A 15252-nucleotide genomic window follows, 5' to 3' on the forward strand; every position below is an offset into this window, starting at 1 on the left:
ATATTCAATAATGTCATCTTAGGTGCCTGTTTTGGTGTTTTTTTATTTTTTGGTAGAAACAAAATAACGCAATTACAGGCACTTATCTTCTTTATTTGTGGGGATCCCTCAGCCTTTAGGCCATGGGAAGCCATGGGAGTTCATGAGAGGCCATGGGGCATTTTCTCGGGGCTAAAGCCACCGACTACAGGGTGTCTTTAGGCCCTGGGTTTTTGAGGGGTATCCATCCCTGTAGCATGGCCTTTAGGCCATGAGAGGTCATGAGAGGCCATGGGGCATTTCTCTCGGGGCTGAAGCCGCCGACTACAGGGTGTCTTTAGGCCCTGGATTTTTGAGGGGGTATCCATCCCTGTAGCATGGTCTTTAGGCCATGGGGCCATGAGAGGCCATGGGGTATTTATCTCGGGGCTGAAGCCACCGACTACAGGGTGTTTTGTTGGGGGCTTGGTTCGGGTGTTGAGAGCTTCCCTTTGAGCCATCTAAATGGCAATTTAATATCATCTAAAATCAGGTACATACATGGAATCAGAATCAAGGTCACTATAGTAGCGTACAAAACCGCAAAACCGAGGGCGATGGCCATGGGCACTACCATGCGTGCTTGCATACTGGTTTCAAACATAATTGGCAGTACACCGACGAACGTGGTGATCGAGGTTAATGTGATGGCTCTGAAACGAGCGCAACCAGCATCTAGCACTGCTTGTTTAATATGAACACCGTTCTTGCGCATGGTATTGATAAAATCTGTCATCAACAGGGAGTCGTTAATTACCACCCCAGCAGCGGCAATGAGTCCAAAGGTCGACATGGTGCTTAGGTCAGTACCAAAAACAAAATGCCCCCAAATTGCGCCGGTAAAACTAAATGGGATAACCATCAAAATCATGAAGGGTTGCATGTAGCTTTTCAGCGGCACTGCCAAAAGAATGTACATCATAATTAACCCTGCAATGAAGAACAAAACTTGTTCATCTTGCTGTGCTTGGCTTTCTTCAATTGCCCCACCGAGTTCGGTTTTCACTGACGGGAAGACTTTTTGCAGTTCAGGCAGAAGATCGCTGGCAATTTTTTCCACCACTGCGTTGGGTTCTACCGCTTCTTCGTCTATGTTGCCGTACACATAAACACTGCGGTATCCCCCTTCTCGACGGATATAGCTAATACCAGGAGCCTCTTCTAAGTTCACTACGTCACCCAGCATCACTTCTTTACCCGAAGGTGTGGTTATAACCGCATATTTGAGTTCAGAAAAACGTTCTCTCGTGAGCCTCGGATAGCGAACCATGACTCTAACTTCTTCACCATCACGAATCACCCGTTGGGCTTCACCGCCATAAAAGCTAGTACCGACTTGGTTGGCGACTGACGCAAGATCCAGCCCCAAATCATAAGCAACGGGTAACAAGGTCATTTGGATTTCCTTGCTGGCGGGATCGATAGTGGAACTAATATCGAATAAACCTTCTTCTTGTTGCAACAACTCAATGAACTTGAGGCCCGCTGCGTTGAGGGTTTCAATGTCTGAGCCAAATAATAAGTAGCCGAAATCGCCATCACCATTGCCATCAGCAAAGGGGTCATCTCTAATGGTAAATGATTTCATACCGGGAATGTCGGGGATTTCTGCTCGCCACCTTCTGGTGAGCTCAAAGGTATCAAAGTGACGCTCTTCTTCGGGTACCAGAGCAATCAAAATTCGCCCATCTGTGCGCCCCTGATTATACGAAAGAGTGTCGGTGATTAAGCCTGAACCATATTCATTTTTAATGTCATTTTCCACTTTCTCGATAACTTTTTCGATAATGTGTAAGGCTTCTATGGTCGCCGTATCAGATACGGTTTCATTCATTTCAATGCGAATTGAAGGAAAGTCGTGAGGCACCGGCGGGGTCGGCACCATACGTACAAAATTGCCGGATATTAAGCCAACACTGATCAGTAAAAAGGCCACAAAAGTCGCAAATACCGCCCAACGAAAGCGAGTACAGACTTCGATAAAATTGCGATAAGGTCCGTTAACAAAACCAAAAAAACGGGTATTGAATCTATCTCGCCAACTGCCAGTTTTGATAGGTTTAAAATTAGTATGTGCCAAGTGAGCGGGTAAGATTAACTTAGATTCAACTAAGCTGTAGGCCAAACAGAATATGGCCACACCGGCGATATTCCACATTAATGTGCCTTGAAAACCGCTGCCCTGGGTAAAGGGTAAAAACACCGCTACGGTGGTTAAAACACCAAAGGTCGCAGGAGTGGCGACGCGTTTAGCCCCTCGAACCACACTTTCCACCCCGCCACCGTGCTTTTCAATTTCCGTATAGGCACTTTCACCTATGACAATGGCATCATCCACCACAATACCTAGCACCATAATAAAGGCAAATAGAGACAGCACATTAATGGTGAGACCAAACATACTCATGGTCAAAATCGCGCCTAAGAAACACACGGGGAGACCAATCATAACCCACAAAGCGAGTCTAAATCGCAGGAACAAGGTCAACATAAAAGCAACTAGTATGGAACCTTGAAACAGGTTACTTAGCATCATATTGAGACGCTCTGTAACGTAGGTGGTCATGTCGACTAAAATTTTAAGTTCTAAACCGTCGGAAAGGGTTTCATTGCGTTGTTTGACGTACGCTTTTACCGAATCTGCCACGGCAATCATATTTTGCTCTTTAGTGGCTTTAACCGACATATAAATGGCATTTTGACCAGAAAAACTAAAATAACGCTCACCTTCGGTGAAACCGTCTTGAATAATAGCCACGTCTTCTAGTAATACCTTGGCGCCATTTGTCCCTATTTTGATTGGAATGCGGCGAAATTCGTCACCTTTGTAAAATTGGTTTTCCACCCGTACCGAAATAATACCTGTATCGGTGCGAAGCTGACCGGCTGAATAATTTGCCGAAAAGCGCTGAATTGCGAGGCGAACTTCCTCAAGGGTTAGGTTGTATTTGCGTAACTCGTTAGGTTTTATTTCGACGGCAATTTCGTCTTCCGGCGCTTTTAGCTCGACTAAAGACACATTATTTAACTGTAATAGCTCGGTCTCGATCTCTTTGGCGAGTGGCTTTAATTCTACCGTCGTTGTATTGCCAACTATGGCCATTTCAATAACGTCTTGATTAAATTCTTCTAGGTTAACTGTGACCGGTTCCATGCCTGCCGGAAAGGTAGCGATACCGTCGACTCGCACCTTAACTTTGTCTAATACTTCAGACAATTCCTCATCAGGATCAATTTCTAAACTCACCGTGCCACTGTTTCTAAAGGCCCTTGAAATACTGCGATTAATCTCGGTAACGTCTTTTAAGGCTTCATCTATCTTAATCAGAATACCTTCTTCAATTTCTTGCGGAGAAGCGCCAGGGTAATTGGCTTGGATGGTAATGAAATTGATTTCTAAACTAGGAAACATTTGTCTGGGCAAGGAAAAATAGCTTGCCGCTCCTAGCACCGCAATAAATACCATGAGCAAGTTAGCGGCGACCGAATTATTAGCAAAGTAGGCGATTAGACCCGTTTGTTTGGCTTCTTTAGTCATGATTCTCGACCTACTGTTTAGGTTGCTGGGCGACTAAATCGTCATCGTTCGCTGCGCTAGACAAGCGCACTTCCATATTCTTTTGCGGGTACTCAGGCACTGTTGTGACCACGCGATCTTGTTCGTTCAACCCACGTTTAATAATAAAGTGTGCACCTTCTTCACGAATAATATCGACGGGTTTAGGTTGCAACTTGTTGTTGTCATCCACCACCCAAACGTTTTTGTTGGTTACTAAATCTTGTGGTAATCGATAAACATTCTCCAGTACCTGACCGGAGATATTTACTTCAACATAGCTGCCAAATTTTAATGGGGGGACGTGGCTTTTTAATCCATAGGGATCGTCAATTTGCACAACGATATGGCTCATGCGAGTGGATTGATCGATAACGCCAGTATCACGGACCACTTTGCCAGCTCGAGTAAAGGTGTTAACGCCTTTGCTGATCACGACAGCCTCTTGGTTTTCGAGGTTAGTAGGCAAAAACGCGCTGTCAAAGCCGGCTATTGGGAACAGCACCTCGGCAGACTCAATATTATTTAAGGTACCCACTTTAGCACCGCTACTCACGTACTCACCCAAACCAATGGTGCGCTCAATTACTAAGGCGTCGTAGGGGGAAGTGACTTGGCAATTATCTAAATCACGTTGCGCGATTTTCATTCTTGCCTCGGCCGATTTAACGGCCGCTTGGGCACTCATTATTTGTGGTTTTCGAAGATACAAGTCACTGACCTTAGTGGAAGAGAGGTTTTTGGCCTCTTGCTTGGCGACTTCGCCCTGGGCTTGTTCTTCAATTAACGCGCTTTGTGCTTGAATATATTCCGCTTCCGCTTGCAACAATGCCGCTTCGTATGCGTCTGTTTCAATACTAAATAACACTTCACCCCGTTTGACTAGGCCACCGGCAACGAATTTAGGATTCCAACTGATGATTTCTCCCGAGACTTGGGCCGACAAATTAGTGCTTTCCAGCGGGGTGACTTCACCAAAACTGTGGATCAGTACTTGATAATTAATGGGGTTAGCAGCAAGTATGTCAACCAGGGGGCGGGTATCAACCTTTTCTTGACTGGTTTCGTCTTTACCCGATGCGCTAATTACCATCATAGCGCCTATTCCTAAGCCAACTATTACAACGAATAGAAGCGCTTTAATCCATGTATTGTTCATACTAACTCACATTCTTGTTATTATACTTTATGGGTAACTATTTGTTTTGTATGTCTATTTTGACATTTAAATACAAAGAGTACTACTTCACATCTAAGGTCTTCCCCACAACGCATGTAACCGTTTTGAAGAATGCCTGATTTATTTTTAATCTTACAAAGGTAGGCAATCTTACCTTGTCTGAGTGCAATAAAGAAGATTTTAGGTTAGTCCAATTGTTAAAATATGTGTATTAGTTGTTTTCTGTTTTGATGGAACATGGCAGTTTTAAATATATGCTGGCACCTAATATTGTAAAAAACTTACTCAGAGAATTTGTAAAAGTAGGGTAGAATTTATAGCTAATTAAAAATGGGAGTCGAAAGGTTGAAACAGTTTCTTTTAATGTTAAGTATGTTGCTGTTCTGCGGGTTAGGTGTTTTAAGCCAAAGCATTGCTGCCGAAAATAAAGCTGCAAAGGCCAGCAGTACTGTCACTTCGAGTGACAGCACTGGCAGGTTTACCACTGGACCAGTGATCCGCGATTTTGGTAAGCACGCAAAAGTTCAAGTAGACCAAACCTTTGATCCAAATACTGAATTTAAAGTGGCCTTTGATGTAAGTAAAGTCAGTGGCGAGCAAAAACTCAACCGACATTTTGTCAGTTTGGCGCGGTTTCTAAATATGCTAGTGGCCAATGGCGCTAAACAAGAGAATATCCATTTAGCCTTAGTGGTTCATGGTAGTGCAGGTAATGATCTGCTTAACCCTGTTGCTTATAAAAAACGTTTTGCTGGTAAGAACCCTAACGACCCATTAATTGCAGACTTATTAGAAAACAATGTTGAGGTGTATCTTTGTGGTCAGTCTGCCGCTTTCCACGAGGTTAGCAATTCAGATCTGATTGAGGGTGTCCAAATGTCGCTGTCAGCCATGACGGCCCACGCGTTATTGGATCAACGAGGTTATTCCCTCAATCCATTTTAGCGCAGGGTGCTTGTTTTAAGTGTTTGGCAGAGTTTTGTTCGATGAATTGTTCGAATATCAAAGAAAATATGTTTTCGGATGTCTGTGAGTAGTAAAAGTTTTAGGTTAAGTCTCAATTCAGCTTATTGGGCTATCTGTATTGCGGTTTGTTTCATCGTTACAAATTTTGTGTCTGGGGTGTTAGTAAGTCCTAACTCCCTTACCCATGAAGTGCAGATTAGAGATGTAGGTGCATCCCTTGCCTTACCCATAATAGGTGCGTTTAGCTATATCATTTTACCCTTCGTTATTGGCTTAGGCCATAAAGAGATTTTAGAGAATGGGAAAAATTGTGGTTTGTCCTTTAGTCAGTCAAGCAGCCTTGCCAATAAGGTTAAAAATATTCCTTGTAGCGTCTTACTCGTCAGTGTCCTGACTGGTTTTATCATCATGTTTAGCTATTTGTATAGCGAACAACTCTTCTATGTAGACAGTTTGAGCTTCGAAGACAATCTCAGACGATTTCCTTTGGTGTTACAAGCTTGGTGGATGTGGACAGGTGTTATTCTCGCCATAGCAGTGATTTTACGCAATACGAAAACCATTGATAAGTTTATTGTTGAATATTTAACGGTGGAGTTGTTTCGCAGCCAGCATAAATATCCGTTTGCCAATACTGTGTTTTGGAACGCGCTATTCTTTTCAATTGGGATTTCTTTAGTTCCATTACTGTGGATCGGCGGTGAACCGCAATTTAAAGATTTTTTACTGGCGATGACTGTCTTGTTAATCCTGATCAACTTAACGTTTTATCCACTTATACGCATTAAGCAAATCAAAACCAATACCTTCGAAACCCTCAAAGCGGCCAATCAGTATCAATGGCATGTGTCACAGATGACCCCGCAAGTTAGTTTCGAAAAGCTAACCCCCCATGAGCTTGATTTGATTTTAAGTGATGCCCAGAGCCTGAATCAAACACCGCCGAAAAGGTGGGCTAACTTTTTTCATTTAAGCATCCGAGTATCAATATTAATCGCCATCCCATTTTTCACTTGGCAAGTGTTTAAGCTGGTCAATATGTCGTTATTTTTAGTGCAACTTTAAATGCTAACAGGCTACCAGAAAGCTCTTCGCCAAAATAACTACTCCGGCTTTGCAAAATTCACTTAACATTCGATTAACAGTGCTGGAGAAGTCGAGATTTCTCCGTTACTCTAGGCCTATTGTTTAAACTTACAAAAGCATACGAGCGTTATTACCTCGAGGAGAATCAATGCGAAAAGTAGCCATATTGTCAACCAATGATCTGGAAGATTTTTTCGTTTATGACCACTTATTCTACGAGCCTTTAGAGGAAATGGGCTGGGAAGCCATTGAAGTTTCATGGCGCAGCAAAGATATCGACTGGAATGACTTCGAGGTTGTGATAATTCGCAGTACTTGGGATTATCAAACCAATGCCGATGAGTTCTTAGAAGTGCTACAAAACATTGCCCAAAGTTCGGCCAAATTAGAAAATAGTCTTGAGTTGGTGCAATGGAATATTCGCAAAGATTATTTAAAGTCACTAGAGGTTAAAGGGGTGGGTATAGTGCCTACCATTTGGTGCGACACCTTAGATTTAGAGCTAATGAAAAGTGCATTCGGCCCACTGAATTGTCAGGAAATCGTGGTTAAACCCCTCGTCAGCGCAAATGCAGATCATACTTATCGCCTGTCTTTAGAGTCTGTTATTGAAGAACAGGAAGGCCTGACTGAGGTATTTTCGTCTCGTCCCCATATGATCCAACCATTTCTAAAAAGCGTGATCAATGAAGGTGAATATTCATTATTTTATTTTAACGGTGAGTACAGCCATTGCATTGTGAAAGTGCCAAAACAAAATGATTTTCGCGTGCAAGAAGAGCATGGTGGACAATTAAGAAGTGTGGAAGCCGATGAGCGATTATTATCCAGTGCTCAACAGGTATTAGCGGCGCTACCTGAAATACCTCTGTATGCACGTATTGACTTAGTTAAATATGAAAACGCGTATGTCACCATGGAAGTGGAGCTTATTGAACCTTCCTTGTATTTTAATATGGATGTAGATTCCGCCCAACGTTTTGCCAACGCTTTTGTGACAAAATATGGGCGCGGCAATTAAACGTGAGTCATGAAAAAATTAAAGCATTTTGCTGTAGTGCCCGTTTTGCTTGACTAAACGGGTAGTGATTGCGGTGTTGAAACGCAACACACCGGGCAATTTGCTCAAATCAACTCGTAATAGTTCATCAAAATCCGTTATATCTTTGGCCAATATTTCTAAAACATAATCAAACTCACCGGTAATTGCATGGCAGGAGCGTATCGATCGATGATTGATAATCGCCTGTTCAAATTTTTGGTGCTGGCCAATATCAATCACCACATTCACCAAAGCACGAATATTCAGGCCCATGGCCTGGGGTGACAGAATCGCTGAAAACCCGCTGATGACCTGTTTTTCTTGCAATGCTTTAACTCGATTCCAGCACGGTGTTTTACTCAAACCTATTGACTCACCTAAGGTCGCGAAGGACAGACGGCCGTCTTCTTCGAGTTTAGAAACGATCTGTTTATCTTTTTTATCTAGCATTTATTTTGCTTTCGTTCTTTATATTTAGATATAAGAAGAGCTTTGTTCTAAAAAAGATAAAATTTCAAGTGTTTGAAGAACAATGTTCAATTCACTATCTATTACCATAAAATCCAAGATAACCTTTTGGAACACCCCATGTACCGACAAAAATATAGCTGCCTGTTAGAAAACCCTGAAATCCTTGATTACGGCGCATATTTGCAATGCGATAGTTTATTGCAATGCCAAAAACCCCTAAATAAATTATGCAATTCAGACGAGTTACAGTTTCAGATTGTGCATCAAGTGGAAGAGTTGTGGATGAAGTTGATGATCTTCACACTTATCGATGTTTTGGAGTACATGCAGGCAGAACAAAGTCATCGGGTGGTTTCATTAATGAAGCGGGTGCACATGCTGCAAAAAATGATGATTGAACAAATGGACTTGTTGGAGACAATGTCGCCCAAAGAATACCAACAGATCCGCTTGCAGCTAGGTAATGGCAGCGGCCAAGAATCTCCGGGCTTCCGAACCCTAGTAAAAATACCTGCGGATATGTGGAGCGTATTTAAACAATATTATGTAGAAAATCGTAAAACGACCATAGAGGCCATTTATGACAGCCAATACCAACATGACGATAGCTATGTGATTGCCGAGTGTTTAGTGGAGTTTGATGAGTTGTTACAGAAGTTTCGCTGGCAACATTTATTCTTAATTCAACGTACCATTGGTATGGAGTCTGATTCATTAAAAGGTCGTCCTGTTGACTTGCTTAAATCTGGCGCAAGAAACCAGTTCTTTCCGGAATTGTGGCAGATCCGTAACCAGATGACGGATGCCTGGGGGCAATCTTACGGCAAAGTACGCGACTCAATCGTCAAAAAGCAAGCCAGCAGGAGTTAATTTAAGTGAGTTACGCTGATTTATTCAATCTCCCTGCTAGCCCTTATTTTTTAAGTCATTCAGTGGGTTGTTTAGCAAAAAAATCGGAACTGAGTTTGGCTGAAAACTTTCTAACCCCTTGGAAATTGTCAGGCGGGGATGCTTGGCAGAACTGGTTAAACACGGTGGAGCTGTTTTGCACAGCCTTAGGCCAATTGTTGAATGCTAATTCTGCTGATTTTTGCCCACAAACTAATTTATCTAGCGGCTTAACGAAGTGGTTAATGGCATTGCCAACGCACAGTCATAAAATCCGTAAGCGCAAGGTGCTTATGCATGAAGATGCATTTCCGTCCATGGGCTACGTGGTTAAGGCAATGCAACCCTTAGGTTTTGAACTTGTATTGATACCTGCGGCGGAATCAGCTGCTAACATTCAGACCTGGCAACGGTATGTGCACGGGGATATTCATTGTGTTTTGGCCACCCACGTTCATTCGAATCAGGGCAGGTGTCGCCTATTCAAAGTATTGCTCAGTTGTGTCGACAACAGAGTTGCCATTTCGCAGTGGACGTCGCTCAATCAGCGGGCATTTTGCCCATTGATTTGTCTCTTTGGGACGTGGATGTGGTTTTTGGTTCAAGTGTAAAGTGGTTATGTGGCGGCCCTGGTGCTGGCTTTATGTGGCTAAACCCCCAATCCATTGAACAGCTCACGCCAATGGATGTGGGATGGTTTTCTCACAGTGACCCATTCGCAATGGAGATTACCGATTTCCAATATGCAAATGGCGCGAAGCGGTTTTGGGGAGGAACCCCCAATATTGCACCTTATGCTTTGGCCTTAGGAAGTTTGCAGACCATTTTGAAAATTGGGCTAAAGACGATTTTTGCGCATAATCGTCGATTGATAGAGTTGTTTTTACAGGGAGTAAACGAGGGACTGTTGCATCCTGTTGATTTGGCAAATATGGGGGGGACCTTATGTCTGGAGATGCCTGCAACTCGTAGTGAGGCTATTTGTCAAAGACTAGACAGCCATAACTGTTATTTTGATACCCGTGGCAATGTGATGCGTTTGTCATTTCATATTTATAATTCAGAACAAGAGGTTGCTTTGTTGACAGACGTCTTCAACCAGCAATGAGGGGACTTTATTCCTTGTTAGGCTGGGCTTGCGCAGGTTTACCATGGGCTGATTTACCTTGTAGTGATCGACTGGACAGAGTCAACTTTACTGTGTCAACCGTGCTGAGATATGCCACCTCTGAGTCTAACTTTCCCTTGGTTTCTGCCTTCTGTGAGCCTAGGTGAGGTTTGAATGAAGCGTAGGGCTAAGCATTGCTAAAGTTTCGAAATTTAAAATTTCAGTTCGCTTAGTGCATCTACTCGTGATCTACTTCCCGTGATGCTATTAATGGGTCGATTACGGCTAGATATTCATCCATTTTTTTATGTTGATTGGGAGATAAGGCAATGGAGTCTAATAGGTTTTTGCAGCGTTTTAGACAAGCAAGCTGATCTTCGTTAAATTGAACTTCATCAATTAATTTAACCATCACTTTAAGAATACTCAGAGCCATATTCGGGTTTTTAGGCGCTAGAACAAAGGCTTGAGAAAGCAACTCATATGCTGGCTCATAGCGTTTGTTTTTGTAGTGGGATGATGCCATTTCACCCAGCTCTTTAGGGGAATAGCGGATATCGGTACGTTCCTGAGTTTCCTGATCTAAATATTCATTAATCACCTGACCAACAAAGCTGTCACCTTCTATTTTAGACTTCACCGAGTCGAGCAGGCGAATCGACTCTTCCCAATAGCCCATTTCATGGAAGGCCTTAACTTTATCTAGGCTATCTTCCACTGAGCTACTGGCCCTTGTATCCATGTGCTCTTTGATGATCTGTTCAGCCGCTTTTTTGTCACTTTTCAGATTTAGCATGCGCGCATTAATAATCGCTAATTGCTCTTTTAATTGACTATCGTTTCCGTATTCATTGACGAAAAACGATAAATCTCGTTCTGTTTTGGCAACTAAGCGGGTGGCTTCTTCACCATTTAGTGAGCCTGCCAAGTCAATGGCTGCACGAATAACATTAAGATTTAAGTCTGGCGTATCGTGAATGGAGTTTTTAGCGAATTTGGCCATATTCATGGTCGCGATATACTGGCCTTTTTTATCGTGATTGAGACGAGCTAAATTCCACGATTTCTTGTTTCTATCTAAATTGCGTGGTGCAAGCTTGGTGGCTTCCTGAATGATCTCGTATCCCTTGGCGTAGTCTTCTTTTTCAATGTAATACTCGGCTAATGCATCATAGGTTGTAAACCTAGTATCGTCTCGTTGCAGTAGCTCATCAGTAAGGGTTATGGCCTCTGACAATTTATCTTGTTTTAACAGGCTTCTAGCCAGGTTCACTTGAACCCAACCATATTTATAACGCTGGCTCAATTTTCGATAAAATGCTTCCGCTTGGGAATATTCTTTCAAGTTAATTAAACATTCGCCTATTAAACGATTGATCATTGGGTAATATTTACTTAAAGATTCGTCTTTTAATTGGCGCTCAGCGTAATAAATAGCCGTAGGATATTCAGCTTTATCAATGCAATAAGATAATTTATATAGTTTTTCTTTAATCGCAAATAAGTACTTGAAGCGCTTTTCCATGGTTTTACGATCCAGTGGTTTTACCCAAAAGTCGCTGGGCTGTAATTCAACCACACAGTTAACCAATGACATTGACGTATCCGCGCTTAAGAAAATTACCATGGTGGTTTTCGTGATATGGCCTTTTAGGCGCATTTCTTCGAGTAAATTGAAGCCATCTTTATCACTGCGAATATCAAAGGAAATCAGCACCACATCAAATTTAGTTTGCTCACATAAGCGCAGAGCATAAAACGCGTTTTCGGCGCTTTTACAATTATGAATACCAATCTGAGCCAATGCAGACTTGATGCTATCGTGGACGAGGGCCTGGCCATCAATAACCAAAATATTTAAGCTGCTTAATGGCTTTTGCGGGGGGATTTCAATCAATTCTATATTTCCAACATCTTATTTTTCTGTGGAAGGTCGAATACAACAAGAACCCTAAAAGAAAGACAAATATGCGAGTGATTTGGTTGGAATTGAAGGATGTGTTCGCTGCCTTTTAAAATGGCAAAGCATGCTGAAAGTTAGCATCTTGACACTCATCCATACAAAGTCCAGGCAATGCGTTATACAACTGTAAAACGGGTATTGAGTTGTTATTTTAACCGTTTTATTGCGTCGTGTTGCTATTTGTCATGCCGTTAGGGGTCAAAAAGACCACTTAGCTTTATCATTGCTCAAGACGTGAGGATTAGCAAGAAACTTAATGTTTATCGCAAAAAATCCTGACTCATAACTTGGTTTTAGGTCAGGACTTTTTGCGCGTAAACGAGTGAGCTAAACGAGAGGGGAAACTAGTTGTTAACGCTCTTTTCGCTGCACTTTGTTACTACTTTGTCTATGGACTGTTCTATTGTTCGAACTTCTACTATTCACTTTATTTGACGAATAGTTGCGGCTGCTCCTTTGTGCGCCCTGAGATTGTTTATTTGAGTAACGTTTTACCGAATTACTGTTTGAATTAGTGCGCGAGCGGTTAGCGCTGTTTACGTTATCACGGGAAACATTATTGCTTTGGCGCTGTGCGTTACTTTTATTCGCAGAGACATTATTATTCTGCCTTTTGCTATAAGCCTTATTTTGGCTACTTTGCTGTGTTCCTTTCTGCGAGCGTTGCACAACTGTATTGCGCGATTGGGCAGATACTTGGCGTCTATCCGATTTATCATTGATATTCGAATACTGCTTGGTTTTACTCGATTGCAAACGCTGTTGGGTTTGCTGCGCTTTTTTATTGGTTTTTACGGTCTTGTCATAGTTGCGCACCTTAACCGGTCTTGATTTATCCAATACACGCGTTTTGCCGCCAGTACTGATTACCCGCTTGTTGTCATTTCGATTCTGTTGACGATAGACCACTTTGGGCGTGTGGGCGTCATATCTCACCCCTCTCCTATGAGTAGGGTTGTGTTGCCAGCGCTGATATTCACTTGAAGTCACTCTGCGAACACCATCATCGCGACGTCCGTAACGATGTGGATGATTATTAACCACTATGTAACGACTGCGCCAGTTAAAGCCACCCCAAAATAGATTGTGGCGCACAAATACTCTTGGACTCCAGTATAAACCTGCATGTCGGTAGTAGTGAGCCGGACGATGCCAGAAAATGGGAGGATACTCGTGCCACCACCACGTACCATAAACTATTCTTGTATCGTAGTAAGGGACATAAACTATTTCTGTGGAAGCAGGCTGAATAACAATATTCTCCTCTTCTTCAACCACTTCTATGTATTCATTGTTTTCTAAACTGCCTTGCTCATATGCTTTGTGTCGTAAGTTCTGAACACTGGCCAACACCTGCTCTTCATTAATTAAAAAGGCATCACCTAAATCTTGTAACCAGTTTAAATCTTCGGTTATTTGTTGTAGCAATTGATGGAAAGGGACTAAGGCTTTAACACTGGGATCCCAGTCTTCTTCCGCTATGGCTTCCATCACTTCTTCTTCAGACAAAGATTGGTTCTTCTCACGCCATCTTGCTGCTTGTACAACTTCCAGGGGATAAGTAGAGGCAACTAAAACATGTGATAACACGGTATCTGGATACAATGCGACAGGAGCAAGCATTTGGTCGAGCTCTGCCTGATCAAGTAAATAAGTACTTTGTTGTGCCGCCTCGTCAATATCGGGGTTAGCGTTTGATTCAATAACAATCACATCTTCGGGTTCTTGGGCTTGTGCAAGATTCACTGCCAAAGTCACAATGACTGATATTAACGCTAAGTACACTAACACGTACTTTGTGTTGTTTTTCATAGTATTCTCCTTTATTACAGAATACTTATAGAATGTTTGTCCTTAACCTTAGCTGAACCAAATATGAAAATCTTAACTAAATTGATTCACAGCAAAGGAAATACCATGGGGCTTTCTGCTGATAAATCCCTAGGTCGTTTATGATCTCCAGTAGAGTACATAATTATCACGTCGACGTTTTGCTGGATTAACGTTATTGCTGTGCAGTTATGTTCCGCGACTTAGTCACAACGACCTGACAATGTAGTTAGTGCGGGAAGTCTAGAATGAGTGTTTTAATCTTGGTGAAACCAGCGGTGTTGCGGGTGTTCAAATGCAAAAGTAGAAAGTGTTAAAAAGCGATATATGAAAAATCAAAAAAGAGACTGAGGTCTCTTTTTTGTTGATTCTTAGGGGGCTTAGGGTGAAATAGCTGATGAGCGGTTATTATTTATTAAGCCCCTTTGTGTGGAAGTGCGACTATGACTCGTCTTGTGACTTGTTAGGACCATTGTTGAGTAAGTGTAAATCAAATTGATGACCTAGCTTTTCAGTTTTAGTGCGCAAATAGCGCCTATTGTCTTCCGTTAATCCGTGGTCGATAGGCGTTCTGGAAACCACATTGATACCCATTGCTGATAAAGCACCTTGTTTTTTCGGGTTGTTGGTCATTAAAGCGACATTTTTCACACCCAAGGTATCGAGCATTAATTTACAAATTGAATAGTCTCGTAGATCTGCATCGAAGCCTAAATGTTCATTGGCTTCTACTGTATCAAGGCCGCTATCTTGCAGTTTATATGCACGGATCTTATTTAACAGGCCAATACCTCGGCCTTCTTGACGAAGATACAGCAATACCCCTTTTCCCTGTTCAACAATATTTTGTAGGGCTTTTTCAAGCTGAGAGCCACAATCGCAGCGGGTACTGAAAAGGGCGTCACCGGTTAAGCATTCAGAGTGCACTCGGATGGGAATTGTCTCATTTTCTTGCCATTCACCATAGGATAACGCGACGTGTTCTTGTTGCGTGGCAACTTCAACGAAACCGTGGATAGTAAATAATCCAAATTGGGTAGGAAGGGCAGCTGAACTCACAAATTCAAACTTATTAGTTGGCGTGTTTGTCACCACTTTTGACCTTTCAAAGCTGTAATGTATTTATTAACTCACCAATATGGGC

13 protein-coding genes are annotated in these 15252 nt (G+C 42.4%); 7 read left to right on the forward strand and 6 right to left on the reverse strand.

Translation table 11 applies throughout. The features are described 5' to 3' along the window. Positions 1-201, forward strand: a 201-nt coding sequence (locus ACYVIL_RS04305; RefSeq protein ID WP_460311695.1) for a hypothetical protein, incomplete at its 5' end; no start/stop codon positions are given. A gap of 220 nt (positions 202-421) precedes the next feature. Here ACYVIL_RS04305 and ACYVIL_RS04310 read toward each other — a convergent pair. Further along, positions 422-3556: an efflux RND transporter permease subunit gene (locus ACYVIL_RS04310; protein ID WP_460311696.1), complete on the reverse strand. Its 3135-nt coding sequence runs from the start codon at positions 3554-3556 to the stop codon at positions 422-424. A gap of 10 nt (positions 3557-3566) precedes the next feature. Beyond that, entirely contained in the window at positions 3567-4733 is a 1167-nt protein-coding gene (locus ACYVIL_RS04315; RefSeq protein ID WP_460311697.1) for an efflux RND transporter periplasmic adaptor subunit, read from the reverse strand. Positions 4734-5099: 366 nt separating this feature from the next. Between ACYVIL_RS04315 and ACYVIL_RS04320 the strand changes: the two genes are divergently transcribed. The 3 genes from ACYVIL_RS04320 (at position 5100) to ACYVIL_RS04330 (ending at position 7827) form a co-directional block, all read left to right on the forward strand. Then, on the forward strand, positions 5100-5699 hold the full coding sequence (locus tag ACYVIL_RS04320; protein WP_460311698.1) for a DsrE family protein: 600 nt from the start codon (positions 5100-5102) through the stop codon (positions 5697-5699). 84 nt (positions 5700-5783) lie between these two features. Continuing rightward, positions 5784-6785, forward strand: a complete 1002-nt coding sequence (locus tag ACYVIL_RS04325; protein ID WP_460311699.1) for a hypothetical protein — start codon at positions 5784-5786, stop codon at positions 6783-6785. A 169-nt stretch (positions 6786-6954) separates the two neighbouring features. Then, positions 6955-7827: an ATP-grasp domain-containing protein gene (locus tag ACYVIL_RS04330; RefSeq protein WP_460311700.1), complete on the forward strand. Its 873-nt coding sequence runs from the start codon at positions 6955-6957 to the stop codon at positions 7825-7827. 18 nt (positions 7828-7845) lie between these two features. On the opposite strand, the gene ACYVIL_RS04335 is transcribed toward ACYVIL_RS04330, so the two are convergent. Next, the gene (locus ACYVIL_RS04335) at positions 7846-8298 is read right to left on the reverse strand and encodes an Lrp/AsnC family transcriptional regulator (protein ID WP_460311701.1); all 453 of its coding nucleotides are present in this window, start codon (positions 8296-8298) and stop codon (positions 7846-7848) included. Between the two features lie 138 nt (positions 8299-8436). On the opposite strand from ACYVIL_RS04335, the gene ACYVIL_RS04340 reads away from it, so the two are divergent. From ACYVIL_RS04340 to ACYVIL_RS04350, 3 genes are read left to right on the forward strand one after another with little or no spacing between them, the layout of a single operon-like run. Continuing rightward, positions 8437-9189 carry a tryptophan 2,3-dioxygenase family protein gene (locus ACYVIL_RS04340; protein ID WP_460311703.1) on the forward strand — a complete coding sequence of 251 codons (753 nt, stop codon included), beginning with the start codon at positions 8437-8439 and terminating at the stop codon, positions 9187-9189. A gap of 5 nt (positions 9190-9194) precedes the next feature. Beyond that, on the forward strand, positions 9195-9818 hold the full coding sequence (locus ACYVIL_RS04345) for a hypothetical protein (RefSeq protein ID WP_460311704.1): 624 nt from the start codon (positions 9195-9197) through the stop codon (positions 9816-9818). Beyond that, positions 9707-10315: an aminotransferase class V-fold PLP-dependent enzyme gene (locus ACYVIL_RS04350; protein ID WP_460311794.1), complete on the forward strand. Its 609-nt coding sequence runs from the start codon at positions 9707-9709 to the stop codon at positions 10313-10315. Before ACYVIL_RS04345 ends, ACYVIL_RS04350 begins: the two co-directional genes overlap by 112 nt. A 238-nt stretch (positions 10316-10553) precedes the next feature. On the opposite strand, the gene ACYVIL_RS04355 is transcribed toward ACYVIL_RS04350, so the two are convergent. The 3 genes from ACYVIL_RS04355 to ribA all read right to left on the reverse strand — a co-directional run bounded on the left by ACYVIL_RS04355 (position 10554) and on the right by ribA (position 15203). Beyond that, positions 10554-12212 carry a response regulator gene (locus tag ACYVIL_RS04355; RefSeq protein WP_460311705.1) on the reverse strand — a complete coding sequence of 553 codons (1659 nt, stop codon included), beginning with the start codon at positions 12210-12212 and terminating at the stop codon, positions 10554-10556. Between the two features lie 417 nt (positions 12213-12629). After that, positions 12630-14090 carry a DUF3300 domain-containing protein gene (locus ACYVIL_RS04360; protein WP_460311706.1) on the reverse strand — a complete coding sequence of 487 codons (1461 nt, stop codon included), beginning with the start codon at positions 14088-14090 and terminating at the stop codon, positions 12630-12632. Between the two features lie 459 nt (positions 14091-14549). Continuing rightward, on the reverse strand, positions 14550-15203 hold the full coding sequence (ribA, locus tag ACYVIL_RS04365) for a GTP cyclohydrolase II (RefSeq protein ID WP_460311707.1): 654 nt from the start codon (positions 15201-15203) through the stop codon (positions 14550-14552). Positions 15204-15252 lie beyond the last annotated feature (49 nt).

Source organism: Aliiglaciecola aliphaticivorans, assembly GCF_054782055.1.